Source organism: Methylobacterium sp. WSM2598 (assembly GCF_000379105.1).
Taxonomy (GTDB): domain Bacteria; phylum Pseudomonadota; class Alphaproteobacteria; order Rhizobiales; family Beijerinckiaceae; genus Methylobacterium.
The window spans coordinates 2,184,278-2,211,059 of sequence record NZ_KB900609.1 but is presented as its reverse complement, the minus strand read 5'-3'; the positions used below and the strand labels follow the sequence as shown (position 1 = coordinate 2,211,059).

The 26,782-nt window shown below is 73.4% G+C and carries 26 protein-coding genes and 1 pseudogene; 9 read left to right on the top strand and 18 right to left on the bottom strand.

Annotated features, from left to right (window positions below; translation table 11 throughout):
* Nucleotides 1–91: 91 nt before the first annotated feature.
* The 3 genes from MET2598_RS0110390 (at nucleotide 92) to MET2598_RS0110380 (ending at nucleotide 3,184) form a co-directional block, all read left to right on the top strand.
* Nucleotides 92–1,084 carry a fumarylacetoacetate hydrolase family protein gene (locus MET2598_RS0110390; protein WP_012332560.1) on the top strand — a complete coding sequence of 331 codons (993 nt, stop codon included), beginning with the start codon at nucleotides 92–94 and terminating at the stop codon, nucleotides 1,082–1,084.
* Between the two features lie 74 nt (nucleotides 1,085–1,158).
* The gene (locus MET2598_RS0110385; protein ID WP_018260788.1) at nucleotides 1,159–1,602 is read left to right on the top strand and encodes a VOC family protein; all 444 of its coding nucleotides are present in this window, start codon (nucleotides 1,159–1,161) and stop codon (nucleotides 1,600–1,602) included.
* A gap of 283 nt (nucleotides 1,603–1,885) precedes the next feature.
* Entirely contained in the window at nucleotides 1,886–3,184 is a 1,299-nt protein-coding gene (locus MET2598_RS0110380) for a pilus assembly protein TadG-related protein (protein WP_012332562.1), read from the top strand.
* A 31-nt stretch (nucleotides 3,185–3,215) separates the two neighbouring features.
* Here the strand turns inward: MET2598_RS0110380 and MET2598_RS0110375 are convergent, their stop codons facing one another.
* The 4 genes from MET2598_RS0110375 to MET2598_RS0110360 all read right to left on the bottom strand — a co-directional run bounded on the left by MET2598_RS0110375 (nucleotide 3,216) and on the right by MET2598_RS0110360 (nucleotide 7,942).
* Nucleotides 3,216–3,977, bottom strand: coding sequence for an SDR family NAD(P)-dependent oxidoreductase (locus MET2598_RS0110375; protein ID WP_018260787.1), 762 nt, complete (start codon nucleotides 3,975–3,977; stop codon nucleotides 3,216–3,218).
* A gap of 20 nt (nucleotides 3,978–3,997) precedes the next feature.
* Nucleotides 3,998–4,444: a Crp/Fnr family transcriptional regulator gene (locus tag MET2598_RS0110370; protein WP_018260786.1), complete on the bottom strand. Its 447-nt coding sequence runs from the start codon at nucleotides 4,442–4,444 to the stop codon at nucleotides 3,998–4,000.
* Nucleotides 4,445–4,529: 85 nt separating this feature from the next.
* Nucleotides 4,530–7,424, bottom strand: coding sequence for an ABC transporter ATP-binding protein/permease (locus MET2598_RS0110365; protein WP_018260785.1), 2,895 nt, complete (start codon nucleotides 7,422–7,424; stop codon nucleotides 4,530–4,532).
* A 314-nt stretch (nucleotides 7,425–7,738) separates the two neighbouring features.
* The gene (locus tag MET2598_RS0110360) at nucleotides 7,739–7,942 is read right to left on the bottom strand and encodes a hypothetical protein (RefSeq protein WP_012332566.1); all 204 of its coding nucleotides are present in this window, start codon (nucleotides 7,940–7,942) and stop codon (nucleotides 7,739–7,741) included.
* A gap of 236 nt (nucleotides 7,943–8,178) precedes the next feature.
* On the opposite strand from MET2598_RS0110360, the gene MET2598_RS0110355 reads away from it, so the two are divergent.
* Nucleotides 8,179–8,373 (top strand): general stress protein, encoded by a 195-nt coding sequence (locus tag MET2598_RS0110355; RefSeq protein WP_012332567.1) that lies wholly within the window; start codon nucleotides 8,179–8,181, stop codon nucleotides 8,371–8,373.
* A gap of 142 nt (nucleotides 8,374–8,515) precedes the next feature.
* Here MET2598_RS0110355 and MET2598_RS0110350 read toward each other — a convergent pair whose 3' ends face one another.
* The 3 genes from MET2598_RS0110350 to MET2598_RS0110340 all read right to left on the bottom strand — a co-directional run bounded on the left by MET2598_RS0110350 (nucleotide 8,516) and on the right by MET2598_RS0110340 (nucleotide 10,511).
* Nucleotides 8,516–8,713, bottom strand: a complete 198-nt coding sequence (locus tag MET2598_RS0110350) for a hypothetical protein (protein WP_012332568.1) — start codon at nucleotides 8,711–8,713, stop codon at nucleotides 8,516–8,518.
* Between the two features lie 37 nt (nucleotides 8,714–8,750).
* Nucleotides 8,751–9,254 (bottom strand): hypothetical protein, encoded by a 504-nt coding sequence (locus MET2598_RS0110345; RefSeq protein WP_018260784.1) that lies wholly within the window; start codon nucleotides 9,252–9,254, stop codon nucleotides 8,751–8,753.
* Between the two features lie 453 nt (nucleotides 9,255–9,707).
* A complete protein-coding gene (locus MET2598_RS0110340; RefSeq protein WP_012332570.1) occupies nucleotides 9,708–10,511 on the bottom strand; it encodes a response regulator in 804 nt (267 codons plus the stop codon).
* 189 nt (nucleotides 10,512–10,700) lie between these two features.
* Between MET2598_RS0110340 and MET2598_RS0110335 the strand changes: the two genes are divergently transcribed.
* A complete protein-coding gene (locus MET2598_RS0110335; protein ID WP_012332571.1) occupies nucleotides 10,701–10,919 on the top strand; it encodes a NepR family anti-sigma factor in 219 nt (72 codons plus the stop codon).
* A gap of 254 nt (nucleotides 10,920–11,173) precedes the next feature.
* On the opposite strand, the gene MET2598_RS38980 is transcribed toward MET2598_RS0110335, so the two are convergent.
* Nucleotides 11,174–11,350 carry a DUF1328 domain-containing protein gene (locus MET2598_RS38980; RefSeq protein ID WP_012332572.1) on the bottom strand — a complete coding sequence of 59 codons (177 nt, stop codon included), beginning with the start codon at nucleotides 11,348–11,350 and terminating at the stop codon, nucleotides 11,174–11,176.
* 182 nt (nucleotides 11,351–11,532) lie between these two features.
* Here MET2598_RS38980 and MET2598_RS0110325 point away from each other — a divergent pair, with 182 nt between their 5' ends.
* Both MET2598_RS0110325 and MET2598_RS0110320 read left to right on the top strand, forming a co-directional pair.
* The gene (locus tag MET2598_RS0110325) at nucleotides 11,533–11,736 is read left to right on the top strand and encodes a hypothetical protein (RefSeq protein ID WP_018260782.1); all 204 of its coding nucleotides are present in this window, start codon (nucleotides 11,533–11,535) and stop codon (nucleotides 11,734–11,736) included.
* Nucleotides 11,737–12,272: 536 nt separating this feature from the next.
* Nucleotides 12,273–13,223, top strand: coding sequence for a DUF2865 domain-containing protein (locus MET2598_RS0110320; RefSeq protein WP_012332574.1), 951 nt, complete (start codon nucleotides 12,273–12,275; stop codon nucleotides 13,221–13,223).
* Here MET2598_RS0110320 and MET2598_RS0110315 read toward each other — a convergent pair whose 3' ends face one another.
* A complete protein-coding gene (locus MET2598_RS0110315; RefSeq protein WP_018260781.1) occupies nucleotides 13,224–13,661 on the bottom strand; it encodes a DUF4332 domain-containing protein in 438 nt (145 codons plus the stop codon).
* A 136-nt stretch (nucleotides 13,662–13,797) separates the two neighbouring features.
* On the opposite strand from MET2598_RS0110315, the gene MET2598_RS0110310 reads away from it, so the two are divergent.
* Nucleotides 13,798–14,721, top strand: coding sequence for an MBL fold metallo-hydrolase (locus tag MET2598_RS0110310; RefSeq protein ID WP_018260780.1), 924 nt, complete (start codon nucleotides 13,798–13,800; stop codon nucleotides 14,719–14,721).
* A gap of 124 nt (nucleotides 14,722–14,845) precedes the next feature.
* On the opposite strand, the gene MET2598_RS0110305 is transcribed toward MET2598_RS0110310, so the two are convergent.
* From MET2598_RS0110305 to MET2598_RS0110280, 5 genes are all read right to left on the bottom strand, one after another.
* Nucleotides 14,846–15,625 (bottom strand): DUF1499 domain-containing protein, encoded by a 780-nt coding sequence (locus MET2598_RS0110305; protein WP_018260779.1) that lies wholly within the window; start codon nucleotides 15,623–15,625, stop codon nucleotides 14,846–14,848.
* Between the two features lie 75 nt (nucleotides 15,626–15,700).
* Nucleotides 15,701–17,329 carry a long-chain-fatty-acid--CoA ligase gene (locus MET2598_RS0110300; RefSeq protein ID WP_012332578.1) on the bottom strand — a complete coding sequence of 543 codons (1,629 nt, stop codon included), beginning with the start codon at nucleotides 17,327–17,329 and terminating at the stop codon, nucleotides 15,701–15,703.
* A gap of 267 nt (nucleotides 17,330–17,596) precedes the next feature.
* Nucleotides 17,597–18,085, bottom strand: a complete 489-nt coding sequence (locus MET2598_RS0110295; RefSeq protein ID WP_018260778.1) for a DUF3429 domain-containing protein — start codon at nucleotides 18,083–18,085, stop codon at nucleotides 17,597–17,599.
* Nucleotides 18,082–18,711 carry a TspO/MBR family protein gene (locus tag MET2598_RS0110290; protein ID WP_018260777.1) on the bottom strand — a complete coding sequence of 210 codons (630 nt, stop codon included), beginning with the start codon at nucleotides 18,709–18,711 and terminating at the stop codon, nucleotides 18,082–18,084. Before MET2598_RS0110290 ends, MET2598_RS0110295 begins: the two co-directional genes overlap by 4 nt.
* 203 nt (nucleotides 18,712–18,914) lie before the next feature.
* A complete protein-coding gene (locus MET2598_RS0110280) occupies nucleotides 18,915–20,006 on the bottom strand; it encodes an FUSC family protein (protein WP_018260775.1) in 1,092 nt (363 codons plus the stop codon).
* Nucleotides 20,007–20,197: 191 nt separating this feature from the next.
* On the opposite strand from MET2598_RS0110280, the gene MET2598_RS0110275 reads away from it, so the two are divergent.
* Nucleotides 20,198–20,968, top strand: coding sequence for a transporter substrate-binding domain-containing protein (locus MET2598_RS0110275; protein ID WP_018260774.1), 771 nt, complete (start codon nucleotides 20,198–20,200; stop codon nucleotides 20,966–20,968).
* A 9-nt stretch (nucleotides 20,969–20,977) separates the two neighbouring features.
* Here MET2598_RS0110275 and MET2598_RS0110270 read toward each other — a convergent pair.
* The 4 genes and pseudogenes from MET2598_RS0110270 to MET2598_RS0110255 form a co-directional block, all read right to left on the bottom strand.
* Nucleotides 20,978–21,403: pseudogene (locus MET2598_RS0110270) on the bottom strand (methyl-accepting chemotaxis protein); the annotation flags it as partial.
* A 215-nt stretch (nucleotides 21,404–21,618) separates the two neighbouring features.
* Nucleotides 21,619–23,598, bottom strand: coding sequence for a transketolase (gene tkt / locus MET2598_RS0110265; protein ID WP_018260772.1), 1,980 nt, complete (start codon nucleotides 23,596–23,598; stop codon nucleotides 21,619–21,621).
* A 154-nt stretch (nucleotides 23,599–23,752) separates the two neighbouring features.
* A complete protein-coding gene (locus MET2598_RS0110260; RefSeq protein WP_012332585.1) occupies nucleotides 23,753–25,633 on the bottom strand; it encodes a TRAP transporter large permease in 1,881 nt (626 codons plus the stop codon).
* A gap of 12 nt (nucleotides 25,634–25,645) precedes the next feature.
* Nucleotides 25,646–26,659 (bottom strand): TRAP transporter substrate-binding protein, encoded by a 1,014-nt coding sequence (locus MET2598_RS0110255; protein WP_012332586.1) that lies wholly within the window; start codon nucleotides 26,657–26,659, stop codon nucleotides 25,646–25,648.
* Nucleotides 26,660–26,782: the final 123 nt, after the last annotated feature.

Below are 26,782 nucleotides of genomic sequence, written 5' to 3'. Positions count from 1 at the left end.
TCCCGGACCCGTCCATGATGGGCCGCATGCCCCCGGGGGATGCGCCGACGCCATCGGCGCCTCCCGGCCAGCGGGGCCGGGAGGACAGGACATGAAGCTCGCCAGCCTCGCGCACGGCCGGGACGGCCGCCTCGTCGTCGTGTCGCGGGACCTCACCCGCGCCACCGATGCGTTCATCGTGGTGCCGACCCTGCAGCAGGCCCTCGACGAGTGGGACCGCCACGGCCCGGCCCTGGAGGCCCTGGCCGAGCAGCTGGAGCACGGCTCCGTCCCCTCCTTCCGCTTCCACGAGCACGCCTGCGCGGCGCCGCTGCCGCGGGCCTTCGCGCGCCGCCACGCCGCCGCCTGGCCGGGGCACGTCCGGCTCCTGCGCCAAGCCGAGGGTGCCGAGGCCCCGTCCGATTCCGGCACGCCCCTGCGCCACGCGGCCTCGGACGGGTTCCTGGCCCCGCGCGCGACGCTCCCGGCCGATCCCGCCGCCTCCCTCGACGTCTCCGCGGGCCTCGCCGTGATCACCGGCGACGTGGCCCAGGGCACCGCGCCCGCGCAGGCCGCGGGCGCGGTCCGGCTCGTCACGCTCGTCACCGAGGTGATTCGCCGCGACCGCCTCAAACCGGACGGGCTCGACCTCGACGGCCCCCTGGCGGCGGGCTTCGCGGCGAGCCTCGGCCCGGTCGCGGTGACGCCCGACGAGCTCGGGCCGGACTGGCAGGACGGCATGGTCCAGCGCCCGCTCTGCGTCACCCGCAACGGCGCGCTCCTCGGCCGCCCCGAGGCCGGCTCCGATCTCGGGTCGGGTTTCGGCGAGCTGATCGCCGAGGCGGCGCGCCTGCGCCCGCTCGGGGCCGGCACCATCGTGAGCGCCGGGCCGGTCTCGAATCGCGGCATCGATGGCGGGCCGGGCCGCTCCGTCGCCGAGGGCGGGGCGGGCTTCGCCTCCCTGGCCGAGGCGCGCGCCGCCGAGATCGTCGCGTCCGGCTGGGCGCGCCTGCCCTACCTGGCGCCCGGCGACCGCCTGCGGGTCGAGGTGAAGGACCGCGGCGGCCACTCGGTGTTCGGGGCGATCGAGCACGAGGTCGCCTGAGGCCGGCGCTTCTCGCCGCAAGCGGGCGCCCTCCCCCTCCGGCGCCCCCCCTCCTCGACCCGGAGCACGTCCCGATGCCCGATCCCGAACCGCTTCCCGAACTCGCCGAGGTGCTGACCGAGGGCGTCCTGCGCCCGGCGATCCACCTCGACCACTGCGTCATCCACGTCTCGGACTGGGACCGCGCCACGGCCTTCTACCGCGACGTGCTCGGCGCCGAGCCGGTCCCGGTCGGCCGCGGCTTCGCCTACCGCTTCGGCGGCGTGCAGCTCAACGTGCACGGCCCGGGGCAGATCGGCGAGCCGCGCGCCCGCCTGCCGGTGATGCCGGGCGGCAGCGACCTGTGCTTCCGCTGGTCGGGGCCGATCGAGGAGGCCGTCGCCCACCTGGAGCGCCACGGCGTCGCGGTGGAGCTCGGGCCGGTGCCGCGCAACGGCGCGGCCGGCCCGGGATTGAGCGTCTATTTCCGCGATCCGGACGGGTCGCTGATGGAATTCATCACCTATCCGACGCCGTGAGGCCCGCCCGCGCGGCCGCGTCATCCGCCATCCGCCCCGCGCCGCACGGTCCCGGGCGCCCGCGAGGCGTCGCCGCCACCCAGCCGCCTTCCGTCTCGATAAGTGCTGCCCCATCGGCGAGAGACATCTTGTCCCCGGGTCGTCTGCATTCTGTGCCGATCTGCTGGTGTATGAGCCGGCGATTCGGCGGACGGCTTAAATTTTCCGAAAGCCGTGCCGAGTCAGGACTCGCCTGTACGGAAGCGCCCCCGGGGCGCCGGCGTGCGGGCGCGTGGAGGCCGGGATGCGGTCCGAGGGCGGATGGGTTCGGCGCGGGGTGACCCGGTCGCGTCGCGTCTTCGCGGCGGACCGGAGCGGCAGCATCGGCATGATGTTCGTCGTCACCCTCGTCCCGGTGCTGCTGCTCGTCGGGGCGGCGGTCGACTTCACCTCCTACCAGAAGGCCCGGACGGAGCTCGACGCCGTCGCGGACCAGGCGGTCCTCGCCGCCGTGAGCGCGGCGGGGATGAAGATGAGCCAGGCGGATGCCGAGGCCGCCATGGCCAAGCTGTTCACGGACGCGGCCGCCGCGCTGCCGAACGTCTCGGCCAGCCCGCGCGCGGCGACGGCCCCGACGACGGACGGGGTGCGCACGGCGAGCCTCACCTACAGCGCCACGATCCGCACGGGAATCATGCGGCTCGCCGGGTTCTCGACGGTCGCCTTCGGGGGCACCGCGACGGCGGCCTCGCCGAATCCGATCTTCACGGATTTCTACCTGCTCCTCGACAATTCGCCGTCGATGGGCGTGGCGGCGACCACCGCCGACATCGCCACCATGGTCGCCAACACCTCCGACCAATGCGCCTTCGCCTGCCACGACATGTCGGCGGGCGGGAACGACTACTACGCCAAGGCCAAGAACCTCGGCGTGAAGATGCGCATCGACGTGGTGCGCGACGCCACCCAGCAGCTGATGGACACCGCGAGCGCCAAGGCGATCGCGGCGGGCCAGTACCGGATGGCGATCTACAGCTTCGGGACGAGCTGCTCCGGGATCGGGCTCAACCAGGTCTCCGCGCTGACCGCCAATCTCTCCACCTCGAAGACCGACGCGGGCGCGCTCGACCTGATGACGGTGCCCTACCAAAATTACAACAACGACCAGTGCACCGACTTCGACGGAATCTTCGCGCGGCTGAACAGCGCGGTGCCCAATCCCGGCAGCGGCGCCAGCGCGGCCTCCCCGCAGAAGGTGGTCTTCTTCGTCTCCGACGGGGTGGCCGACGCGAATTACCCGAGCACCTGCACCAAGCCGACCACCAACGGGCGCTGCCAGGAGCCGATCACGCTCGCCAATTGCCAGGCCCTGAAGGACCGCGGCATCCGGGTCGCGGTGCTCTACACCACCTACCTGCCGCTGCCGACGAACGGCTGGTACAATACCTGGATCGCCCCGTTCTCGAGCCAGATCGCCACCAACATGGCGGCCTGCGCGTCGCCGGACCTGTACTGGCCGGTGAGCCCCTCGGAGGGGATCGCGGACGCGATGAAGGGCCTGTTCAAGAAGGTGGTCGATTCGCAGCGGCGCATCACCAACTGACGCGGCCGGACGTGATCGTCCGGACAGCGGATCACAGCCCCGAGACGAGGTGCCCCCCATCCACAGGCAGCGTCACCCCGGTCATCCAGGCGGAGGCGTCGGTCGCCAGGAGCAGGAAGGCGGCGTCGAGATCCTCGGGCTGCCCGAGCCGGCGCATCGGGATCCGCCTGACGAGCGCCTCGCCGGCCGGGGTGGCGAAGAAGTCGCGGTTGATGTCGGTGTCAATGTAGCCCGGCGCGAGCGCGTTCACCCGGATCCCGTACCGGGCCCATTCGAGGGCGAGGGCCTCGGTCATCTGCACCACCCCGGCCTTCGAGACCGTGTAGGGGCCGACGCCGCCCGCGACCCGCAGGCCGAGGATCGAGGCGACGTTGAGGATCACGCCGCCGCGCGCGGCGCCGCGCCAGCGCCGCGCCGCCGCCACCGACACCGCCCAGACCCCGCGCAGATTGGTCGCGATCACCCGGTCGAAGACCGACAGGTCGGTGTCGAGGGCGGGCCCGCCCTCCGCCACGCCGGCATTGTTCACGACCACGTCCGGCAGCCGGTCGAGGCCCGCGAAGGCCGCCTCGACCGAGTCGGCATCCGCCACGTCGAGGGCCACGGCCGAGGCCTGGGGGGCACCGGCTTCGCGCAGGGCCTCGACCAGGCGGTCGAGCCGGTCGCGGCGGCGCGCCGCCACGGTGACCTCCGCGCCGCTGCGCGCGCAGAGCCGGGCGAAATGCGCGCCGAGGCCGCTCGACGCGCCCGTCACGAGCACGTGGCGGCCCCGCAGGCCGGCGGCGAGATCCATGGCGCGCTCCCTCTCTGCCCTCAGCCCGACCGGCTCTGGGCGAGCTGCTGGTTCGTCATCTCCAGGCGGTGGGCGAGTTCGCGCATCACCGCGATGGCGATCTGCGGGAACTGGCTCAGCAATTCGAGGAAGACCCTGCGGTCGATGCGCAGCGCCGTGGTGGGCAGCACCGCCGTCACGGTCGCCGAGCGGGGCTGATCGGCCAGGATGCCCATCTCGCCCACGAGGGCGTTGACGCCGAGCACCGCCACCCGGATCGGCCCGATCGGGCGGTCGAGGGTGACGGCGGCCTCCCCCTCCAGGATCAGGTAGGCGGCGTCCGCCGCGTCGCCCTGGTCGAAGAACTTCTGTCCGGCCGCGAAATGCACGCGTTCGCTGGTGAAGGCCAGGAGCTTCAGGCGCGGAGGATCGACCTCCCGGAACATCGGCACTTGGCGCAGCGACTGCACCTCGGTCTCGAGCGTCATGCCCCGCATCCCGGCCCCTGACGCGCCGACCTTGCCGCAGCGCGGGTCCGGGCGCCAGCCCCCCGGGGCGGATGGGCGGCCGGCCTCAACCGGAAGTTCGCGCATCCGCGGCGACGGAGGTGCCCCGGGCCCGCAGCACCACGTCGAAATGCGAGGCGAAGCGCTCGTTGGGCAGGACGGCGACGAGGCTGCCCTCGCGGCCGAAATGCTGGACCAGCAGCGTCAGCACCGCCCGGGCCCGGTTCTCGCCCATCGGGCCGAGCGCGCCGTCGAGGACGAGGAGGTCGGGCCGGCGCACGAGGCCGCGCACGAGGCTGATCGCCGCCCGCTGGCCGCCGGTGAGGAAGCGCCCGGCCGGGCCGACCTGGTGGTCGAGGCCGACGCGGGCGACGGCGTCCGCGAGGTTCATGGCCTCGACCGTGGCGGTGATGGCGGCGGTCACGGCGGCGGCGGCGTCCGCGGCCGACTGGTTGATCCGCCCGAACAGCAGGTTGTCGCGCAGCGGGGCCGCCGCGCAGACCGCGTCCGGCTCGTAGAACTCGACCCCGCCCTCGCCGGCCTCGGCGAGCGCCGCGCGCAGTGCCGCGCGGGCCTCGACCAAGCGGGCGCGCAGCGCGTCGTCGAGCAGGCCGAGGCGGTGGCGCGGCTCGATATAGGCGAGCGGCAGGGCGATGAGCCGCGTCGCGTCCGCCCCGCCGTAGCGCTCCAGCCCGAGCCAGCGACGCCGGACCCGCGCGAGCCAGGACGAGCCGTGGCGCGCCTCCGAGGCCTCGGTGGCGGTCCGGCGCGCCAGGATCGCCTCGTATTCCGGCAGCTCGTCCGCCGACAGGAAGGAGAATTGCTCGAAGAGCGGGTGGCCCATCGGTAGGCCCTGGAAGATCTCCAGCATCGTCTGGGCAATCTGCTCGCCCATGGTGACGAAATCCTCGGCGAGCCCGCGCTCGTCGAGCACGGTGCGCACGACCGGGTGCTCCGCCATGGCCCGCCCGGTCAGGCTCGCGGTGGTCGGCACGCCGAACAGGAGGTTCTCGCCCACCGTCGCCTGGCTGTTGTAGCGCTCCGGGTCGAAGGGCTCGACGAGGTTCTCCATGCCCTGCGCGGCGAGCCGGGCCCGCAGCGCGCCGCGCGCCTCGATCATGCGGGAGGCGAGGTTCGGATGCCGCTCCGGATCGACCTGCCCGAGGAGGCCGAACCGGTAGACCTCCTCGCCCATGCCGATGCGGCGCAGCCAGCCCAGGATCACCCCGTCCAGGGCCGCCGCGTCCGGCACGCCCGCCTGCGCGTAGTCGATCCAGTCCCCCGACAGGCTCGCCAGCGGGTTGCCGGTGCGCCGGGCCTCTGCGAGGCGGCGGCGGTCCTCGAGGGTCTCGGGCGGCGGCACCTGCTCGGGCGGGCGCTGCAGCCCGTAGACGATGTTCTCGCGCAGCGACCCTGGAAACAGGATGGGCTCGACGCTGGCGTAGGCGATGCGGCGCGCCAGCGCCAGCGAGCCCCATTCGCCGAGGTCGTGGCCGCCGACCGTGATCCGCCCGCGGCTCGGCGCGAGGCGGTGGGCGAGGACCCGCGCGAGGGCGCTCGCGGCCTGGCTGCCGTCGCTGACGATGCCCAGGCGCAGGGGCAGCGTGACGGAGAGTGAGACCCCTTCCAGGAGCGGGCCCTGCGCTTCCCTGACCCAGAGGTCGTCGGCCTCGAGCGGGCCGATGAGGGGCGTGTCGCGTCCCGGGACCTCGGCCGGCAGCAGGCGGTCCGGCAGGAATTGCTGCACCACCTGCTCGTACTTCACCTGCACGTCGAGCCGCTGCTGATCCCAGTCGATCAGTTCCTTGAGGGGCGGCGGCAGGTCGCGATAGGCGGCGATCACCGCCACGAGCTGGCCGATGCTGAGCTGGCCCTTGAGCGCGAAGTAGCCGCCGATGCAGTAGAACAGGAACGGCGTCATCTGCGCGAGCAGGTTGTTCAGGAACTTGACCATGAACTTGCGCCGGTAGATGCGCAGGCGCAGGTCGAAGAGGCCGAAGAGGCGCTGGCCGATCTCGGCGCGCTCCCACGGCTCGGCCCCGTTGGCGTGGACCGCCTCGATGCCGTCCACCACCTCGCCGACCCGCCCGGCGAGGCGGCGCGAGGCGAGCTGGCGCCGCCGCCCGAGGCGCAGGAGTTCCCGCCGCAGGCGCGGGATGACCACGAATTGCACGCCGACGACCGCGGCCGCCATCAGTCCGAGCCAGACGTTCTGGAGCAGGATGAAGGCCATGGCGGTGGCCGCCTGGGTTCCCAGGAAGGCCGGCAGGATGTAGGCGTCGCCGATGAAGCCGCCGATCGGCTCGACCTCGTCGCGCACGATCGTGGCGAGTTCGGAGGCCTTCGCCTGCCGGATCGACTCGGGCGAGAAGCGCAGGATCAGCGAGAACAGCTGGAAGCGCAGGCGCCGCAGCATGCGCTCGCCGAGCGCCCCCTTGGCCACGTTGATCCAGTACTTGAAGGCGCCGTTGATCAGGACGAGGAGGAGGAACAGGGAGGAGAGCCCGAACAGGAGTTCGAAGCGGTCGACCTCGAACCCGTCGAAGAGCGCCCTCTCGCCGCCGAACCAGTCCGGCACGCGCAGGCGCAGGACGAGGAAGTGGGCGGTCGCGTTGCCCTTCTCGAAGGCGTGGCCCTGGATCGCCTCGTTGACGATGCGCCGCGGCAGGTCGAGGGACGCGAAGTAGAGCGGCAGCGAGGCCAGCACGACGGCGCAGATCAGGATCTGGTCGCGCTTCGAGTGGCGCCAGATGTAGCGGAACAGGCTGCGGTCGAGCCCGCCCGCCGCGTCGGCCGCCTCCGGATCGGTCCCGATCATGGGCGCGGCCCGCGGCGTCGCCCGATCGGCCACCGGCGCGGCGACCCCGTTGCGTCTGAGCGCTTCTGCCCCGTCCATCCGCTCCTGCCCGCTCCGCGCGACGACCCCGTCCCTGTGGCGCCCGCCCCGCGCCGGCACCCGCATGGCAGGATCGCCGACGGTTCGGGGCGGAGCGGGCGGACGCCGCCGGGCCGCCGGCCCGCGCCGTTCCGCAGGTCCCGGCCCGGCCGGACGTCCCTGCCCGAACGACCGAGCGTGACCTCCCGCGCCGGCTCAGTCTAGGCGGGAACCCGGCGGGAGTCGCTAGAGGCTGTGATGGACCGCTCCCGGCGCCCGGCGGGACGTCCGCCCCGGCACGTTGCGGCGACCGGCCGGAGCGGGAGCCGGCCGGGCCGGCGCCGGGGCCGCCCGCCGCCCGCTCCGCGCGGGGCGCGGGTCCCGCGCCCCCCGGGCCGGCCTCACTCCTTCCGGGTCGTCAGCCCGCCGGCCCGCCGCGTGACGACGAGGTCCTGGGCGTGCGGCGAATCCTCCGGGTCGTGGTCGGTGGTCGGCGTAGGGCTGTCCTCGGGCGCGGGCACGGGCGGCACAGCGTCGCAGTTGGGGGCCGGGGCGGTGTCGGGCTGCGTGGCGGCGCGGCGCTGGACCATGTTGGGATTCGTCATCGGGGAGGCTCCTGGCTCGACCGGAGGCGCGGCCACCGCGTCGGCGACGCCCGCTCATGCCGGTCCGGGCGGGATTCCGGCCCGGACCGGCACCGGGGCGAACGTCAGCGCCGGGACACGGTTCCGGCCCCGGCGCCCCCGCCGCCGTCCCAGGCCGGGACGGGGCCGAAGGGGATTAGGAACCATCATTTGCGCTGAAGGTTGAGAGCACGAGGACACCGGCCAAGGAGGCATTCATGGCAACCGGCAATTCGACCTCGAAGCGCGGCTTCGCTTCGATGGACATGGAGCGGCAGCGCGAGATCGCCAGCAAGGGCGGCCGCAGCGTTCCCGCCGAAAAGCGCTCGTTCTCCCAGGATCGCGAACTCGCCTCGTCCGCGGGGCGCAAGGGTGGGCAGGCCTCCGGGTCGGGCCGCTCGAGCGAGGATTGAACCTCATCTGACGCTTCGCCGTGGTCCGGCATGGTTGCCGGGCCACGGCGTCGGCATGCCTCGCCTCACCTTCGCCGGACAAACGAAACGGGCACCTCGCGGCGCCCGTATCCGTGTCGTCCTCGCCCCGCCGGGGGCGGCCTCAGGCCGCGAGTTGCGTCACCACCAGGTTGCGCTTGAGCAGGGCCGGACAGACCGTGTCGTCGGACGGGCGCGTGACCACCAGCCCGGCCAGCAGCCGCTCCAGGCGCTCGCCCTCGGGCAGGGTCGCGGGCTCGCGCCGGACGCGCTCCGCCGCGGGCGGGGGAGCCGGGTCGTCGATTTCGCGGTAGCCGAGCATGTCTCTCTCTCCATGAACGCGCGTGCGGGGCCGCGGCTCAGCCCGCGGCCGGAGCCGGAGCCGCCTGGGCGAGGCAGCGGCTCGGCAGCAGCCGCCGGGCCTCGTGGCCGGCGAGGCCGCTGATCGCGCCCTCGCAGCCCTCCGGCATGGTGCGGCGCGTGCCGACCTCGCCCGCCGGCGGGCCGGGTGCCCGCTGCACCACCGGCACGCCCTCCCGGGTGCGCAGGGTGACGTGCGGCAGTGCCGTGTCCCGGGCCACCAGCGTGGTGTTGGCGGAAGAATCGGTCTCGAAGACCACGTCGCCCGCCGCGTTGCGCAGCGTGACCTTCGCGGCCCCGAGCCCCGTGATCTCGACCGCCACCGGCTTCTGCGGCAGGCCGGCCGGCCGCGGTGGCGCGATCCGGTCGCCCTTGACAAGCTGAGCCGGGGTCTTGGCCGGCCCGGCCATCGCCGCGAGCGAGTGTTCGACCACTGGCTGCGCGATCAGGGCAAGCAGCGCGGCCGGGGCGGTGATGCTGAAGAAGAGGTGAGCGCGAAGCATACGCGGGTCCTCGGAGCGAAGCTTGACACGTCGATCCGATAACGTCGCGACCGGCCCAGTCGTTCCGTGTGGCCGTGCACGAACGGCACAGTTTTTGGGGCGGATCCGAGTGAGGCCCTTCACGCTTCGTTGACCATGTGCAGGCCGCCCGCCGGCGGCGCATGCGGCCTCGCCGCAACACTCGCCGAAAATCAACGCGCCGGCGCGGGAACCCCGCCGGGCGGGGCGACGTTGATTAGGCAACCCGGCCACCTGGTCCTCCCCGCATTCCCCTTGTGCATCGGCCGGAAACTCAGAACGGGCTGGAGCCTATCCGGCCCGTTTCTTTATGTCGGAGCGACGCAGCGCCCGAGATGATCCCAAAGCCACCTGATGATCCCAAGACCATCTCATGACAAAGGGCCGCCCCGGTGGGACGGCCCTGGCAGGTGTCGCTGCGAGGTCCGGGCGAGATCAGGCCGTTGCCTTGGCCTCGCGGCGGCGGGCGCTCTGCTGGAAGAAGAGGGCTTGGCTGATCACCGCGGAGACGTTGGCGGGCTGGAACGGCTTGGCGATCAGGAAGGCCGGCTCGGGCCGCTCGCCGGTGAGGAAGCGCTCCGGATAGGCCGTGATGAAGATCACCGGCACCTCGAAGGTCTTGAGCAGGTCGTTGACCGCGTCGAGGCCGGAACTGCCGTCCGCCAGCTGGATGTCCGCCAGGATGAGGCCGGGCCTGCGGCCCTCGGCGAGCTTGATCGCCTCCGACCGCGTGCGGGCGACCCCCGTGACGTTGTGGCCGAGCCCCTCGACGAGGGCCTCCAGGTCCATGGCGATCAGCGGCTCGTCCTCGATGATCAGGATCTCGGTCGCCATGTCGGCGGCCAGTTCCCGGCCCGCCTCGTCGACGAGGTCGCGCACCTCCGAGATGTCGACGCCCAGGATCGTCGCGGCATCCTCCTCGGAGAAGCCTTCGAGGCAGGAGAGCAGGAAGGCTTGCCGCGGCAGGGGCGTGATCTGGCCGAGCCGGACCTCGGCGGGCAGGTCGTGCTGCACCTGGTCGCTCTGACCGTTCACCGACAACGAGTTCCAGATCCGCGTGAAGACCCTGAACAGATCGGCCTTGACGTTCGCGCTGCGGCCCAGTGTTTCGGGCTCGTTGACGAGCGTTTCGAGCGTCGCGGCCACGTAGGCATCGCCGGCCACCTGGCTGCCCGTGAGCGCGCGTGCGTAGCGGCGCAGGTACGGCAGGTGCTGCACGACGAGTTGTGCTGTCGACATTCAGTTCCCCTTGAGAGTGGTGTCCGCGTGCGAAGACCCTGATCCACAACGCCGCGCCCGCGCGATCGTTCCGGTTCCGTGGAACCGCCCCGGCCCGGACGCGTTGTCGGCGCAAGAGCGCGTGTTGGTCAACAAGCGCCGCAGTATCGCCCTGCCCGTCTGCCCGGGGGCGGGGCGAAGGGGATTTGCATGATCGATGGCAAGGGGATGGGCGGCGCGCAGACGCCGGCGGACCACGGGGTCGCAGGCGGGTCCGATCAGCCTGGGCTCGATCGACTCACTCAGGGCAGGCTCGGCTCCCACCTTCGCGCCATGTACGACGAGCTCGTGCAGCAGCCGATTCCCGAGCGCTTCGTCGAGCTGCTGGCCAGCCTCGACCAGCCCGCCGAGACCTCGAAGAACTCCTGAGGCGCGCGGCCGCGGCTCGTCCGCCCCCGCACGACGAGGCTCCGGCCATCCTGGGCCGGGGGCCGGCTCGCCATCGTCGGGCTGATATTGCGACGACGTCCCGGAGCAAGCCTCCTTGGGCCCCTTGGGCCCGGGGCCCCTTGGGCCCGGGCCCCCTTGGGCCCGCGCCCGCGCAGTTGCGGGGCAAGACCTGTTCAGGTCTGGTCCCGCACGTTGCTGGCTGCCGAACCGATGACGACTTCGGCGGCCGAGGCTCAGAGCGTGGAGGAGCGTCCGCGCAGCAGGCCGACGATGGCCGAGATCGCGAACAGCACCACCGCGACGAAGAAGATGATCTTGGCGGCCTCGACCGCCGTCCCGGCGATCCCGCCGAACCCGAACAGCGCGGCCACCAGGGCCACCACCAGGAAAGTAACCGCCCAACCCAGCATGGCGCGAACCTTTCGTATGGTCGGATCATCGGCCCGCGGCCGATCTTGAGCTTACAAACGTCAAGCCTGTCTCCCGGTTCCGCTTTGTCGCAGCGACAGGGGCCGAATCCGCCCCCATCTTGGGGAAGCGGAACCCCGGTTTCGTGCCGCACGTTGCCGAGGCGAACCATTGGAGGCGCTCGATGAACCGATCCCTTGCCCTGCAGGCCGGCCTGGCCCTCCTGATCGGGCTGATCCTGGTCGGGTTCGTGGAGGCCGGCGCCCTCATCCCGGCCATCGCAGCGGGTGCGGCCCTCGCGGCTGCCGCGGCGGCCCTGCGGGGCGTGGCGCAGCCCGCGCCGGTTCCCGTCCCGGTGCGGGCCCGTCGCGGAAGACGCGGCGGCTGAGCCCGGCCCGACACCCGTCGCGGCCCGCCTCCCGCGCCCGGCCGGAGCTCGCGAGGGCGAAGAACCGTCGCATGCGGGCGTGCCTGTCCGACGCGGCTCTGCCCCGAACCGGAGATCATGAGGCGAGACAGTCGCGGTACCCGAGCCCTCCCCCGACACGAGGGAGAGCGTGGGCACCGCGGGCGGCGTGACACGGTATTCCGTTGCCGGGGGAGCGGGGGTCGGGCAAGGCTGCCGTCCGCCGTATTGAGTTAGTTCCTAGACATCGGCATTGCAAACTCGACACCGCGAGACCGGACGATCGATTTCAAGTCTCCTCGCAGAATAGCTCGTGAAATTATGCTTGAGTTGTTGTTTCCGCGCCATTCTTGACGCGGTGCCGGCGACCACTTTCGCTGAATGACGCCGGCAGCGGAACCCTCTGCCCTTCGTCTGGCCGGGCGGCGCCTGAAATTGATGCAGCCCTCGGTGTTTCGTGCCGATTGCTTGCCGGCTCGACTCGGTCGTATCAGCGCCGAGCTTGTCGGGGAGACGTCATGGGCATGCGGTCTTTGTCGAGCGGCCGGTCGGTGCTGCGCACGAGCCTGCTCGGGGCGCTGATCGGGCTCGGCGGGGCGGTGGGAACGACGACGCTGGTGCGCGCCGCGGATGATGCCGGACTCTTCGAGTTCCTCTTCGGCACGGCTCCCCGCGCGGCCGCCCCGCGCCTCTTCGAGGTGCGGCCGGCCCCGCCGCGCGCCGCGCGCGCCTCGCAAGCGCCGCCGCGCCGGCGCTGGGCGTCGCGCCCGGCGCCGCGCGCGGTCCAGACGATGCGGCCGAGACTCGCCGCCGCCGGCCGCGCCGCCCCGCCGGCGCCGCACGAGAGGGGCGGGAGCCGCTCGGTCTGCGTGCGCACCTGCGACGGCTACATGTTCCCCTTGGCGACCCTGCGGACGAGGGCGGATGCCCCCGCGCACGAGGCGGCCTGCGCGGCCGCCTGCCCGGGCGCCGAGACCCGCCTCTACACCGTCGATCCCGGGCAGGAGCTCGACCGCGCGGTCGGCCTGGACGGCCGGCCCTACCGGGACGGCGCGAGCGCCTTCCTGTACCGCAGCCGCGTCGTCGCCGGCTGCTCCTGCCGGCCGGACGGGGCCCTCGTCGCGGCTCCCCTGCCCCTCGACCGCGACCCGACCCTGCGCGCCGGCGACGCGGTCGCGACCCGGAGCGGCGGGCAGGTCTTCACGGGGCGCAGCGGGACGGTGCGGCCGCGCTTCGTCGAGTTCCGCCGCGCCGAGATCCTCCCGGCGGCGTGGCGCCGGGACCTCGACCGCGCCCTCGACGTGTCGCGCCGCGAGCGCGAGCAGGCGAGCTTCCGCGCAGAGCTCGGCCGGGCGCAGCGGGCCGAGCTGCGCCCGGTCCGCGTCGCCCAGATGGCGAGCTTCGCGGTGCTGGCGACGGATGCCGGCTTCGCGCCGGTGCGCGTCGTGGTCCCCTCGCCCTTCCGCTGATCAGGGCGCGGGCTCCCCCGCGACCCCGGGCTCCCCTGCGATTCGCGGCGCGAGCCGGCGCGCCCGCGCGATCCAGTCGGCGACCATGCGCGGCGTCGGCGACACCGGGCAGTGGCCGCGCTCGGCGTTGAGCGCCGCGAGCCGCCCGCCCAGGGAGGCCGGCTCCTCGCGGGCGAGGTCGCCGACCGTGCGGATGCCGGCGGATTCGAGCAGTTCCGCCATCGGGCGGGCGAGGCCGTGCACCCGGAAGAGGTCGCAGCGCTCCGCCCAGCGCAGCAATTGCGCCGCGTCGATCCCGGTGCTGTCGGCGAGGCGCCTCCGGTCCGCCGGGTCGCCCGCACGGGCGAGCAGCGCGTCGCTGGTCGCGATCCCGGCCGCCCGCAGGCGATCCGCCAGGAAGGGCGCGATGCAGCCGATGGTCTCGATCAGGTACGCCACGACCCATCCAGCGGGATCACGTCGCTCGCGTCACGGTAGCGCGGCGGGCCCGCACGGTCCAGTTCGGCGCGGCGCTCGACAGCCGCCGCCCGCGCCGGTAACCCGGGACGGTGCCGAGGACGAGGGGGGATCCCGGGTGAGCGCTTCCGACGACGCCGAACCGCCGGCCTTCTCCCGCGACGCGCCCGCGCCCGGGCGGGTCGAGGCGGTCTCGCCGCTGATCCGCCGCCTCGTCTGCCCGAACGGCGGTCCCTTCACGCAGACCGGCACCTGCACCTACATCGTGGGGCACGGCCGGGTCGCGGTGGTCGATCCCGGTCCCGAGGAGCCGGGCCACGTCGAGGCCCTCCTCGCCGCGCTCGGCGACGAGACCGTGGCGGCCATCGCGGTGACCCACACGCATCGCGACCACTCGCCGGCCGCGCGCGCGCTGAAGGCCGCGACCGGCGCGCCGATCGTCGGGTGCGGCCCGCACCGCGCCGCCCGGGCGGTGCGCGGCGGCGAGAGGACCATCCTCGACGCGGCCGCCGACCGCGACCACGGGCCGGACGTCGCGCTCGCCGACGGCGAGCGGATCGACGGGCCGGGCTGGACCCTGGTCGCCGTCGCGACGCCGGGCCACACCATGAACCACCTCGCCTTCGCGCTGCCCGAGGACGAGGCGCTGCTCTCGGGCGACCACGTGATGGGCTGGTCGACCAGCATCGTCGCGCCGCCGGACGGCGCCATGGGGGCCTACATGGCGTCCCTGGACCGCCTGAGGGGCCGGCCCGAGCGCACCTACTGGCCGGGCCATGGCGGGCCGGTGCGCGAGCCGCAGCGCTTCGTGCGCGCCCTCGCGCATCACCGCCGCGCCCGCGAGGCCGCGATCCTCGACCGCCTGGGCGCGGGCGGGCGGACCATCCCGGCGCTCGTCGCGGAGATCTACCAGGGGCTCGATCCCCGGCTCGCCGGGGCGGCCGCGCTGTCGGTCTACGCCCATCTGGAGGACCTCGTCGCCCGCGGGCAGGCCGCGACGGACGGGGATCCGGCCCTCGACGGCACATACCGGCCGGCGTGACGCCTCGTACCAACGCCCCAGAATGCTGACGCATCGGGCCGTTGACCATCCCGGATCGTCGACACCAGAGGCTCGGCGACGATCCGAGAACGGACCCAGCGGTCATGAGACATGACCGCCGGTGTCACTTCACCGCCAGCGCGAGGTTCGACAGCTCCTCCAGGTAGGAGCGGATGTGGTCGGCGTTCTGGCCGAAATCGCGGTCGCCGTAGCGCGCGGCCGAGCGCACGTCGATGCGGGCGCCGTCGGCGCGGGGCCTGACCCGGACGGTGACGTCGTAGGGCAGCCCGAGCAGGCGCGAGCGCACCACCGCCTCGATGCGGCCGTTGCCGACCCGCCCGCCCGGCTTGATCGCCTCGATCACCTGCCACTTGCGGTTCCCGGCCGCCTTGAGGGCGAGGGCGAAGGCCTCGTTCGGCCCGAGATCCAGGGTGAGCGGGGCGATCTGCGGATAGGCCTCGCGCTGCAGAACGCGGGCGGCGGGCGGGATCTCCGGCGGCAGCGCGCCGCCCCGCGCCGCGTAGGCGGCGCGCGAGCGCGAGTAGGAGGGCGGATCGGCGATGTCGGTGGCGATGTCGGTGAGCCGCGGCAGCACTGCCCCGCGGACCGCCATGTAGCCCGGATAGGCGAGGACGAGCGCCGCGAGGAAGAGGCCGCCCAGGGCGGTGCGCAGGCCCCGCGCCCCCTCGTTCCAGACCCGCACGAAGGCCCCGAGCGCGAGCGCCACGGCGAGCAAAGCCACGGCGATGCCCGCCCCGAGGGCGGCGAGGGCAGGCCCGGTCTCGGCCCGCGGATCCCGCACCAGCAGGAGCGCGATGGCCACCACCGCGACGGCGAACCAGCCGCAGCGCAGCGCCCAGGGTGCCGCCCGGGTGACGGGCTCCTCGACGATCAGGCGACGCATGCGGGGAGCGCGGGATCAGCGGTCATCGCCCCTCCCTAAAGCGGTCCGCGGCGCCGCGAAACCCCTCCCGCCCCCTCACGCCGTCCCGGGGAACCGGTAGTCCCGGAACTGGTCGCGCAGGGCCGTCTTCTGGATCTTGCCCGTCGCCGTGTGGGGGATCTCCTCGACCAGCACGACGTCGTCCGGCAGCCACCACTTGGCGATGCGCGGGCTCATGAAGGCCAGGATGTCGTCCTTGTCCGGGACGCGCCCGGGCTTGGGCACCACGACAAGGAGCGGGCGCTCGTCCCATTTCGGGTGCGCCACCCCGATCACCGCCGCCTCCGCGACGTCCGGGTGCCCGACGGCCAGGTTCTCCAGGTCGATGGAGGAGATCCACTCGCCCCCCGACTTGATCACGTCCTTCGAGCGGTCGGTGATCGTCATGTAGCCGTTGGGGTCGATCGTCGCGATGTCGCCGGTGTCGAAGAAGCCGCGGTCGTCGAGGATCGGCGTGTCGTCCCGGAAATAGGCCGCCGCCACGGCGGGGCCGGCCACCTTGAGGCGCCCGAAGGTGGTGCCGTCCCAGGGCAGGTCGCGGCCGGCATCGTCGGTCAGCCGGAACTCGACCCCGAAGGGCGGGTAGCCCTGCTTCATCTTGAGGTCGAGGCGCGCCTCGCCCTCCAGCTGCGACACCTCCGGCTTCAGCGAGCAGAAGGAGCCGATCGGACTCATCTCGGTCATGCCCCAGGCATGGGTGACGCTCACGCCGAACTCCCGCTCGAAGCGCTCCGTCATCGCCCGCGGGCAGGCCGAGCCACCGATCAGCACGCGCTTCAGGTGCGTGATCCGGCCCCCGGTCGCGTCGAGGTGCTGGAGGAGGCCGAGCCACACCGTCGGCACCGCCGCCGTGACGGTGACGCCCGTCGACTCCAGGAGGTCGTGCACGGAGGCGCCGTCGAGTTTCGGCCCCGGCAGGACCAGGGCCGCCCCCGCCATCGGCGCCGCGAAGGCGAGCGACCAGCTGTTGGCGTGGAACAGCGGCACCACCGGCATCGCCACGTCGCGGCTGGAAAGCCCGATATAGTCGGGCCCGTTATTGGCCATCGCGTGCAGCACGTTGGAGCGGTGCGAGTAGAGCACGCCCTTCGGATTGCCGGTCGTGCCCGACGTGTAGCAGAGCCCCGCCGCGCTGCGCTCGTCGAGCTGCGCCCAGGCGAAATCCGCGTCCGCCTCGGCGAGCCATTCCTCGTAGGCGACCGCGTTGCGCAGGGACGTGTCCGGCATCCCGGCCGCGTCGGTCAGCACCACGAAGCGCTCGATCGTCGGCAGCTGCTCGGCGAGCCGCTCCACCAGTGGCACGAAGGTGAGATCGAGCAGGAGGATGCGATCCTCCGCGTGGTTGATGATGTAGGCGATCTGCTCGCCGAACAGCCGCGGGTTGACCGTGTGGTAGATCGCTCCGAGCCCGGTGATGCCGTACCACGCCTCCAGGTGCCGCCAGGTGTTCCAGGCCAGGGTGGCGACCCGGTCGCCCGCGCGGATCCCGTCCCGCTCCAGCCGCTTGGCGAGCCGCAGCGCCCGCCCCCTCACCTCTCCGTAGGTGGTCCGGTGCATCGGTCCCTCGACCGAGCGGGAGATCACCGCGCGGTCCCGGTGCTGGGAGGCGGCGTAGTCGATGATGCGGTGGATGAGCAGGGGCCAGTCCTGCATCAGGCCGAGCATGGCGTCGTGTCCTTCCCTCTGGCGGGCGCGTCGGCACGCCCCGTCCGGCCGGCCGAGCGGCCGGCGACGGGCGGCGAGGCCCGTCGCGCCCAGTCTAGCCGATTTCCCGCGCCAGGGGATCGCGGCGAGAGCGTCGCCCGCGCCGTCGCGCCTCGCCGCGCGTCCCGGCGCGCAAGGGTCGGGGTCGCTGCGCGCGCTTCGCACGGTTGGTGTCGGTCGTGCGAAGGGGCACCGCGTGCCGGCCCGACCGGGCGATCGACCCCGCGCTCAGACCCGGCCGGCGAGTTCGATCGCGAGCAGCGCCGCGAGGCTGAGCAGCGCGAGCGGGATCTGCATCGGCCGCAGCCGCGCGAAGTGGCGCGGGGCCTCGCCGGACCGGGCCGCCAGGGGATCGAGGACGACGATGAGGCCGTAGCCGGCGAGGAGCAGCGCCGTCGTGGCGGTGGCGCGCCCGAACAGCAGGCCCGCGAGGGCCGCCAATCCGAGCCCGAACAGGACCATCATGGTGGCGATCTGCGTGGCGGTCGGTCCGCCGACCGTCCGGAAGCTGAGGCCCCGCCGCACGCCCGACAGGAAGGTGAGGATGGCGCTCCCCCACAGGAGCGTGAGGCTGACGATCAGGCGCCGGGTCTCGCCCGCGCTGGCGAGCGCCGCCGCGGCCCCGGCGACGAGCGGCAGCATCGGCCCGAAGCCGTAGAGGAGGCTGAGCCAGGGGATCCGCGGCGAAGCGTCCTCGCGGGTGGGGTGGGGTCTCATCGGGCCGGGTCCCCCGGGGGCTGCCGCCCGTCGAGGTCCGGGTTGCGCCGCCGCAGATCCTCCGTGAGGACGTCGCCGAACACCGACCACAGGGTGAGCGGCAGGCCGCTCGCCGCCGCGAGGCCGTCCACGCGCCCGGCCCGGGCGATGAACCCCGCCCCGGCGGCCACCACGAGCGCGCCCTCCGCGACCCCGCCCGTGAGGCTGCGCGCGCCGAAGAAGACCTTGTTGTAGGCGGTGACCAGGGCGAGGGTGAGGGCCCAGAGGGCGATCGCCTCGTCGCGGGCCGGCGAGCGGGGCTGGCGCATCAGCCGGTAGGCGCCCGCCGCCATCAGCGTGAGCAGGACCGGCCAGCCGCCGGCGAAGACGGGGTCCGGCGGCTTCCAGGACGGGGTATCGAGGCGGCCGTACCAGCGGGCGATGTCCGGGTGGCTCGGATCGGGGCTGTAGCGGCGGCTGACCAGCCCGCTGAGCAGGAGCGCGCCCCCGACCGCGACGAGCGCCGCGCCCGGCGACAGCGCACCGTCGCGCCGCGGGGGGGCGGCGCCGCGCGGGCGCCCGGCGCCCCGCGGGGGCGCGGATCGGCGATGCGCCGCCCGCGCGGCGCCGGTGGAGGATTCGGCCATCGGGTGATTCCGGGACTGCGCGGCCCTGCCGGCCGCCCTCCCCCAACGTCCCGCCGCGCGGCATGTTCAAGCGGGGCCGCCCGTGCTGGTCCTCGACCGGGACCGGACCGTCGTGAAGACGGTCTTCGGCCAGCGCCCCCGGAAGGTCCTGCTCCGGGGCGAGATGGTGCTGCGCAAGCGCGCCGCGCCGTGAGCCGCGCGCCTCACCCGGCGGGCGCGGCCCGCCCCTCGGCGGCGCGCTCGGCGAGGTCGTCGAGGTTGCGCCGCATCTGGTCGAGCGAGAAGGCGATCCAGAAGATCTGCCCGACCTCGTCGGTCGGGAGGTCGCGGGTGAGCCGGCGGCGGCGCATCTCGTCGATCGCCGCCCGGTAGGCGGCGATCGCCCGCGGCAGGGCCGGATCCTCCTCCGGGGCCCGGCCGTCCTGCTCGAGGCAGGCGGCGATGCCCCGCAGGCGCGCGGCCGCGGCCGAGGCCGCCGCCGCCCAGGGGGCCGCGAGGTCGGCGCCGAGATCCGCCTCGCGCGTGGCCCGGCGCAGCATCACGACGTCGTGGCGCAGGCGCAGGAGCGTGCGGGCGAGCGGCTCGGGATCCGGGGCGGCGGCGAGGCGGCTGCGCCGCTCGCGGGCGGCCTCCCCCACCAGCAACTCCAGCCGGTCGAGGCTGCGCCGCGTCGCCAGCGGCAGCCCCTTCGCGTCGATGGCGACGTCGTCGCGGCGCGCCAGCACCTCCAGCTGATCGGCGAGGAGGCGGGCGGTCCGCGCCGCCTGCTCGCGCACCACCCGCGCCGCGCGGGCCGGCGCGACCACGAGCGAGACCGCGAGGCCGATCGCGCAGCCGAGGCCGACCTCCAGGATCCGGTCGAGCGCGAAGGCGATCGGGCCGAGCGTGCTGCCGGTGGTGCTCAGGAGCACGATCACCGCGGTGATCGGCGCGACCCGGAACCCCGCCGACTGCGCCGCCGCGACGGAGAGCGGGCCGATCGCCAGCAGGAGGGCGACCGCCGTGGTGATCCCGCCCTGGTGCGGGACGGCGAGGGCGACCGCGCCCCCGTAGACCGCGCCGAGCACCGAGCCGAGGAAGCGGTCGAGGGCGGCCTTCAGCGAGGAGCCGACGCTGCTCTGGGTCACGATCAGCGCGGTGATCACTGCCCAGAAGGCCTGCGGCAGGCCGAGCCCGGCGGCGAGCCCGAAGGTGGCGAGGCTCGACACCGTCATGCGGGCGGCCTGGACCAGCTTGGCGCGGTTCCGGGACAGCCAAGCCTCCAGGCGCGCGGCGCCGCTCGCGTCGATCGTCATCGTGCCTCCGCGGATGGCGCCTCTTCGACGCCAGCGGGGGCCGGCCTGTCAACCGCGCCGGCGCGCTTCGCCCGCCGCCCCGTTGCAAGCGTGTCCGCTCTCGGCTCTGTTAGGCGGGAAGAAGGGGCCCGCGATGATGCGCGGTGCGTCGCCGGACGCGCCGGGGCCGGGCAGAGCGCAGGGGGTGGGTGATGGGCCGGACTTTCTGGGCCGGGATCGGGATCGTGGCCGCGGCGCTCGCGGCCGCGCCGGCCGCGGCGAGACCCCTCGCGGCGATCCGCGAGGCGGGGGTGCTGCGGGTCGGCCTGACCGGCGACTACGCGCCCTATTCGCTGAGGCGCGCCGAGGGCGACGTGAAGGGCGCCGACGTCACGATGGCGCGGGATCTCGCCCGCAGCCTCGGGGTCTCGCTCGAGATCGTCCCGACGACCTGGAAGGGCCTCAAGGACGACCTCCTCGCCGACCGGTTCGACATCGCCATGGGCGGCGTCTCGGTGACGTCCGACCGCGCCGCGGTGGCGGATTTCTCGGTGCCGGTGATGACGGACGGCAAGCGCCCGATCGTGCGCTGCGCCGATGCCGGGACCTACACGAGAGTCGCGGCGATCGACCGGGCCGAGGTGCGCGTGGTGGTCAATCCCGGCGGCACCAACGAGCGCTTCGCGGCCGCCCACTTCCCGCACGCCGCCGTGCGGCTGCACCCGGACAACCGCACGATCTTCGAGGAGGTCGCGGAGGGCCGCGCGGACCTGATGGTCACGGACGGGGCCGAGGTCGATTACCAGGCGCGGCGCCACCGCGGCGTGCTCTGCCCGGCCACGGTGGCGGATTCCTTCGACCACGCCGACAAGGGCTACTGGATGAGCCGCGACCCGGCGCTCAAGGCGGCGGTTGACGGCTGGCTCAAGGCCGCCCTGGCCTCGGGCGCCTACGACAGGGCGCTCGAGGCCGCGGCCGAGTAGCGGACCGCCTCAGGCGGCGCGGATCCCGGCGAGGAAGCGGTCGGTCCCGGCGGAGAGCTGCTCGGATTGCCGCGACAGCGCGCTCGCCGCGCCCAGCACCTGGGAGGCGGCCTCCCCAGTCTGCGCGACCGCGCCCGCCACCGCCCCGATCGTGTCCGTCACCGCCCGCGTCCCGCGCGACGCCTCCGCCACGTTGCGCACGATCTCCTGCGTCGCCGCCCCCTGCTCGGTCACCGCCGCGGCGATCGCCGAGGCCACGCTGCGGATCTGCCCGATCCGCCCCGTGATCCCGCCGATCGCCGTCACCGCCTGGCGCGTCGCGCCCTGGATCTGGCCGATCTGTCCCGAGATCTGCTCGGTCGCCCGCGCGGTCTGGCCGGCCAGTTCCTTCACCTCCGCGGCCACCACCGCGAAGCCGCGCCCGAGCACGCCTGCGACGAAGCACGCCTGCGACGGCGAACAGGAAGGCGAAGGACAGGATCTTCCAGGCGAGCGAGCGGACCCCGCCCCGCAGCGCCGCTCCCCGCGAAGCAAGCTCGAAAATCGGCGGAGAGTGGCGGCGTCGAACTGATCGCAGCACGGCACCGTCCGGCGCCCCGGGCCATCGGCCCGCAAGGCCGATGCCGCGCCGCGGGCTCGGCGGCTCGGGCTCAGAGCCGCGCCCGCACCTCGCGAAGGACCGCCTCCGGCGTGATGCCGAAGTGGCGGAAGAGCTCCTCGCCGGGCCCGGAGGCGCCGAAGCCGGTCATCCCGACGAAACCGCCCTCCTCGCCGATCCAGCGCTCCCACCCGAGCCGGATGGCCGCCTCGACGGCGACCCGCACGGTGTCGCGGGGGATCACCTCGCGGCGGTAGGTTTCCGGCTGGGCCGCGAAGGCCTCCCAGGACGGCATCGACACCACGGCGGTCGGGATCCCCTCCGCCTGCAGCGCCGCGCGGGCGGCGAGCGCCACCGCCACCTCGGAACCGGTGCCGATCAGGGTGACCCGCCGGCGCCCGCCCGTCGCCGGGGCGAGCAGGTAGGCGCCCCGCGCGCTCAGGTTCTCCGCGCCCGCCTCCCGCCGCAGGGCCGGCAGCGGCTGGCGGGAGCAGATGAGCGAGGTCGGCCCGTCCCGATGCGCGAGCGCCATCTCCCAGGCCTCGGCGGTCTCGACGGCGTCGGCCGGGCGCAGCACCAGCATGTTGGGGATCGCCCGGAGCGAGGCCAGGAACTCCACCGGCTGGTGGGTCGGCCCGTTGCGGCCGATGCCGATCGAATCGTGGCTGTAGACCGTGATGACCGGAAGCTCCATCAGCGCCGCCATCCGCAGGGCGGGCCGCAGGTAGTCGGAGAAGACCAGGTAGGTGGCGCCGACCGGGATCAGCCCGCGATGGGCCGCCATCCCGTTCATCATCGCCCCCATGGCGTGCTCGCGGATCCCGTAATGCAGGTAGCGCCCGGCCCTTTCCGTGGCCGTGAAGGCGGCGAGCCGCTGCTTGTGGCGCGTCGGGCCCTCCAGGTCGGGGGCGCCGCTGAACAGGTCCGGCACGGTCTCGGCGAGGGCCGCCAGGATGTCGGCCGCCACCTCGATGGTCGGGCGCTCCGGGGCGGTCTCGGACCAGTGCCGCCTGAGGGCGAGCAGCGTCTCGCGCCAGGACGGGGGCAGCCGGCCCGCCATCCTCCGGTCGAACTCCGCCCGCCGGGCCTCCGGCAGGGCGGCCCGGCTCGCCTGCCAGGCCGCGTAGGCGGCCCGGTTGCGCGCCCCCGCCCCGGCCCGCCAGGCGGCGGCGACATCCTCGGGCACCGCGAATGCCGGATGGTCCCAGGCGCGGGCGGCGCGGGCCTCCGCGCAGTCGCTCTCGAAGACGCGCCCGCCATGGGCCCCGCGCTGGCCTTCGAGCCGCGGCAGGCCGCGGCCGATCACCGTGCGGCAGGCGGTCAGGCTCGGGCGCGGATCGCCCCTGGCGAGGAGCAGCGCCGCCGAGACCGCCTCGACGTCGTGGCCGTCGCAGTCGATCACCTGCCAGTCGGCGGCCCGGAAGCGGGCCCGCACGTCCTCCGAGATCGACAGGTCGGTGCTGCCGTCGTCGGTGATGCGGTTGTCGTCCCACAGGAAGGTCAGCTTGCCGAGGCGCAGGTGGCCGGCGAGCGAGACGACCTCGTGGGCGATGCCCTCCTGCAGGCAGCCGTCGCCGACCAGGGCGTAGGTGCGGTGATCGACGAGATCCGGGCCGAACTCGGCCGCGAGCTTGGCCTCCGCCACCGCCATGCCGACCGCGTTGGCGATGCCCTGGCCGAGGGGGCCGGTCGTCGCCTCGATGCCGTGACGGGGCGCGTATTCCGGGTGGCCGTGGCAGGGCGAGCCGAGTTCGCGGAAGCCGCGGATCGCCTCGATCGAGATCGCAGCGTAGCCCGCGAGGTGGAGGGCCGCGTAGAGGAGCATCGAGCCGTGGCCGTTCGACAGCACGAAGCGGTCGCGGTTGGGCCATTCCGGATCGTCCGGGTTGCAGACGAGGTGCCGGGTGAACAGGGCGGTGGCGATCTCGGCGCAGCCGAGCGGCGCGCCCGGATGTCCGTCCCCGGCCCGGGCGATGGCGTCGAGGGCGAGGAACCGGACGGCATCGGCCATGCGGCTCGGCGCGGCATTCATGGTGAGGTCCTCTCAGGCAAGGCGGGGGCGTCCGCGGCCGCCGGGAGGGGCGGCCGCGCGGGGTCGTGATCCGCTTGGATCAACCGGATCCCGGATCATGCGCTGTCCGGACGTGATCGTCCGGACAGCCTATGACCGCTTCGGCGAATGACGCTCAGCCGAGGAAGCCGATCGAGATCCAGGGCACCAGGATGACGACGACGAGGCCGAGGATCATCGCCAGGATGTAGCCGACGATCGGGCGGATGCCCGCGTCCGGGTGGATCCGGCTGATCGCGCAGGCCGCGTAGTAGCCCACCCCGAAGGGCGGCGCGAACAGCCCGATCCCCATGGCGAGGATCACCACCATGGCGTAGTGCACCTCGTGCACCCCCACCGCCCGGGCGATCGGGAACAGCAGCGGGCCGAACAGCACGATCGCCGGGATCCCCTCCAGCACCGAGCCCAGCACGATGAAGGCCAGCGCCGAGACCACCAGGAAGCCCAGCGACCCGCCGGGCAGGCTCTTCATGATCACCGCCAGGCTCTGCGAGAAGCCCGACTGCGTCAGCGCCCAGGCCATCCCGGTTGCCGCCCCGATGATTAGGAGGATCGCCCCCGACAAGGATGCCGTCGAGACCAGCATCGGGTAGAGCCGCCTCCAGTCGAACTGACGGTAGATCAGCAGCCCGGCCAGGATCGCGTAGACGATGCCGATGGTCGAGACCTCGGTGGCGGTCGCCACCCCCTCCACCACCGCCGCCCGGATCACGAAGGGCAGCGCCAGGGCGGGCAGCGCGATCACCAGCGAGCGGCCGATCTCGCGCCCGCGCGCCCGGCGCACGTGGCTGAGATCCTCGCCCCGATAGCGCCACCAGACCAGCGCGCACAGCATGATCCCGAGCACCACGCCCGGCAGCATGCCGCCCGTGAAGAGCGCGGTGATCGACACGCCCGTCACCGACCCGATGGTGATCAGCACCAGCGAGGGCGGGATGGTCTCGGTCTGGGCGCCGGTGGCGGCGAGCAGCGCCACGAGATCGCCCTCCTTGGCGCCGCGCGCCTTCATCTCGGGAAACAGCACCGGGGCGACCGCGGCCATGTCGGCGGCCTTGGAGCCTGAGATGCCCGAGACGAGGTACATCGCGCCGACGAGCACGTAGTGCAGGCCGCCGCGCACGTGGCCGAGCAGCGCGGCGAGGAAGCCGACCATGGCCTTGGCCATGCCGGTCATCTCGATCAGCAGGCCCAGGAAGACGAAGAGCGGCACGGCGAGCAGGATGAGGTGGCTCATGCCCTCGTCCATGCGCCCCACCACCACCATGGAGGGGGCGCGGGTGGTGAAGGTGAGGTAGCCGAAGGTGGCCAGCCCGAACGCGAAGGCGATCGGCACGCCCGAGAAGACCAGGGCGCCGACGCCGAGGACGAAGAAGATCAGCAGGTTCCAGTTGCCGAGGGTGCGCAGGGTCGGCTCGGCGTAGAACAGGCCGGCCACCACGGCGCCGGTGAGCAGGAGGGCGCCGAGGGAGGTTTTCCAGTCGGTGCTCTCGACGAGGCGCAGCACCGCGATGGCGAGCATCAGCACGAAGCCGACCGGGAGGGCGGCGGCGCGCCAGGCGTTGGTGATCTCGAGCGCGGGTGTCTGGACGAAGAGCTCCTCGCTGGCGAACTCGTAGGCGGGTTCGAGCAGGATGCCGATGAAGACGAGGCCGGCGGCGAGCGAGAGCGCGTCCAGGAAGGCGCGCACCTTCGGGGAGGCGAGGCTGACGACGGCGGTCATGCGCATGTGCTCGGAGCGCCGGTAGGCGACCACCGAGCCCAGCATGGCGAGCCAGAGGAACAGGATCGAGGCGAGTTCGTCCGCCCACACGATCGGCTGGTGGAAGACGTAGCGGCTCACCACGCCCGAGCCCAGGACCACGATCTCCAGGACGACCAGGAGCGCCGCGGGCAGCTCGATCAGCAGGCCGAGCGTGTCGTCGAGCCATCTCAGCCGGGCCCGGCGGCCGGTGAGCGCCGGTGCGACCGGCGACTCATCCGCGAGTTCGAGATGCATGCGTCTCCTCCCTCAGGCCAGCTTTCCGGACACGGCTTCCAGGTGACCCCAGGCCGCGTCGCCGAACTTGGCGCGCCAGTCCTTGTAGAAGGTCGTGCGGCCGAGCGCATCGCGGAAAGGCTCGCGGTCGACCTCGATGAAGGTGATGCCCTTGGCGGTGAGGTCCTGGCGCAGCGTGGTGTTGAGGCGGAGGATGTCGGCGCGCTGATCGTCGGCGGACTTGTCGAGTTCGCGGGTGACGAGGGCGCGCAGGTCCTCGGGCAGGCGCTGGACCGCGCGCTTGTTGCCGAGGATCCAGTAGCCGTCCCAGACGTGGCCGGTGAGGCTGCAGGATTTCTGCACCTCGTAGAGGCGCGTCGTCGCCGTGATGGCGAGCGGGTTCTCCTGACCCTCGAAGATCTTGGTCTGCAGGGCGGAGTAGAGTTCGTTGAAGTTCAGGGGAGCGGCACCCGCATCGAGGGCCTTGAACAGGGAGGTCAGCATCGGGGCCGGGGGCACCCGGATCTTGAAGCCCTTGAGGTCCTCGGGGGTGCGGATCTCGCGGGTCGAGGAGGTGATGTGGCGGAAGCCGTTGTCCCAGACCTTCGAGACGGCCTGGATCGGCGTCTTGGCGATCTGGTCGCGGATGTAGGCGCCGAGCCCGCCGTCCATCGCCGCCCAGACGGCGGTGTAGTCCTTGAAGGCGAAGCCGGTATTGGGAAGGCTCGCGGCGGCCACGAAGGTGGCGAGGATCGAGGTCGAGAGGTTGAAGAACTCGACGCTGCCGTTGCGGACCTGCGAGAGCAGGTCGGTGTCGGAGCCGAGCTGGTTGGCCGGGAAGAGCTTGATGTCGAGTCGCCCGTTCGAGGCCTCGCGGATGCGGTTGAGGGCCTCCTGCGCGCGGATGTTGACCGGGTGGGTCGGGTCCTGGCCGGTGGCGAGCTTGTACTCGAACTCGGCCGCGTTGGCGGGCCGGCGCAGGACGGTGACGAGGGGGATGCTGGCGGCGCCGGCGAGGAGCGTGCGGCGCGAGAGGGTCGTCGACATGGCGTTCTCCCTGGATTTCCATTGATTGCGAAGCGCCGGTTCGTCCGGCGGTGTTGTCCTGGTCGAGTGGGATGGGAGCCGCACGCGGGGCCGGATCCGCTGGCCCTCGGGCGGGGACGGGCC

Coding starts and splice junctions, on each gene's coding strand:
- MET2598_RS0110390 (WP_012332560.1), top strand. CDS start 92: ATGAAGCTCGCCAGCCTCGCGCACGGCCGGGACGGCCGCCTCGTCGTC.
- MET2598_RS0110385 (WP_018260788.1), top strand. CDS start 1,159: ATGCCCGATCCCGAACCGCTTCCCGAACTCGCCGAGGTGCTGACCGAG.
- MET2598_RS0110380 (WP_012332562.1), top strand. CDS start 1,886: ATGCGGTCCGAGGGCGGATGGGTTCGGCGCGGGGTGACCCGGTCGCGT.
- MET2598_RS0110375 (WP_018260787.1), bottom strand. CDS start 3,977: ATGGATCTCGCCGCCGGCCTGCGGGGCCGCCACGTGCTCGTGACGGGC.
- MET2598_RS0110370 (WP_018260786.1), bottom strand. CDS start 4,444: ATGACGCTCGAGACCGAGGTGCAGTCGCTGCGCCAAGTGCCGATGTTC.
- MET2598_RS0110365 (WP_018260785.1), bottom strand. CDS start 7,424: ATGCGGGTGCCGGCGCGGGGCGGGCGCCACAGGGACGGGGTCGTCGCG.
- MET2598_RS0110360 (WP_012332566.1), bottom strand. CDS start 7,942: ATGACGAATCCCAACATGGTCCAGCGCCGCGCCGCCACGCAGCCCGAC.
- MET2598_RS0110355 (WP_012332567.1), top strand. CDS start 8,179: ATGGCAACCGGCAATTCGACCTCGAAGCGCGGCTTCGCTTCGATGGAC.
- MET2598_RS0110350 (WP_012332568.1), bottom strand. CDS start 8,713: ATGCTCGGCTACCGCGAAATCGACGACCCGGCTCCCCCGCCCGCGGCG.
- MET2598_RS0110345 (WP_018260784.1), bottom strand. CDS start 9,254: ATGCTTCGCGCTCACCTCTTCTTCAGCATCACCGCCCCGGCCGCGCTG.
- MET2598_RS0110340 (WP_012332570.1), bottom strand. CDS start 10,511: ATGTCGACAGCACAACTCGTCGTGCAGCACCTGCCGTACCTGCGCCGC.
- MET2598_RS0110335 (WP_012332571.1), top strand. CDS start 10,701: ATGATCGATGGCAAGGGGATGGGCGGCGCGCAGACGCCGGCGGACCAC.
- MET2598_RS38980 (WP_012332572.1), bottom strand. CDS start 11,350: ATGCTGGGTTGGGCGGTTACTTTCCTGGTGGTGGCCCTGGTGGCCGCG.
- MET2598_RS0110325 (WP_018260782.1), top strand. CDS start 11,533: ATGAACCGATCCCTTGCCCTGCAGGCCGGCCTGGCCCTCCTGATCGGG.
- MET2598_RS0110320 (WP_012332574.1), top strand. CDS start 12,273: ATGGGCATGCGGTCTTTGTCGAGCGGCCGGTCGGTGCTGCGCACGAGC.
- MET2598_RS0110305 (WP_018260779.1), bottom strand. CDS start 15,625: ATGCGTCGCCTGATCGTCGAGGAGCCCGTCACCCGGGCGGCACCCTGG.
- MET2598_RS0110300 (WP_012332578.1), bottom strand. CDS start 17,329: ATGCTCGGCCTGATGCAGGACTGGCCCCTGCTCATCCACCGCATCATC.
- MET2598_RS0110295 (WP_018260778.1), bottom strand. CDS start 18,085: ATGAGACCCCACCCCACCCGCGAGGACGCTTCGCCGCGGATCCCCTGG.
- MET2598_RS0110290 (WP_018260777.1), bottom strand. CDS start 18,711: ATGGCCGAATCCTCCACCGGCGCCGCGCGGGCGGCGCATCGCCGATCC.
- MET2598_RS0110280 (WP_018260775.1), bottom strand. CDS start 20,006: ATGACGATCGACGCGAGCGGCGCCGCGCGCCTGGAGGCTTGGCTGTCC.
- MET2598_RS0110275 (WP_018260774.1), top strand. CDS start 20,198: ATGGGCCGGACTTTCTGGGCCGGGATCGGGATCGTGGCCGCGGCGCTC.
- tkt (WP_018260772.1), bottom strand. CDS start 23,598: ATGAATGCCGCGCCGAGCCGCATGGCCGATGCCGTCCGGTTCCTCGCC.
- MET2598_RS0110260 (WP_012332585.1), bottom strand. CDS start 25,633: ATGCATCTCGAACTCGCGGATGAGTCGCCGGTCGCACCGGCGCTCACC.
- MET2598_RS0110255 (WP_012332586.1), bottom strand. CDS start 26,659: ATGTCGACGACCCTCTCGCGCCGCACGCTCCTCGCCGGCGCCGCCAGC.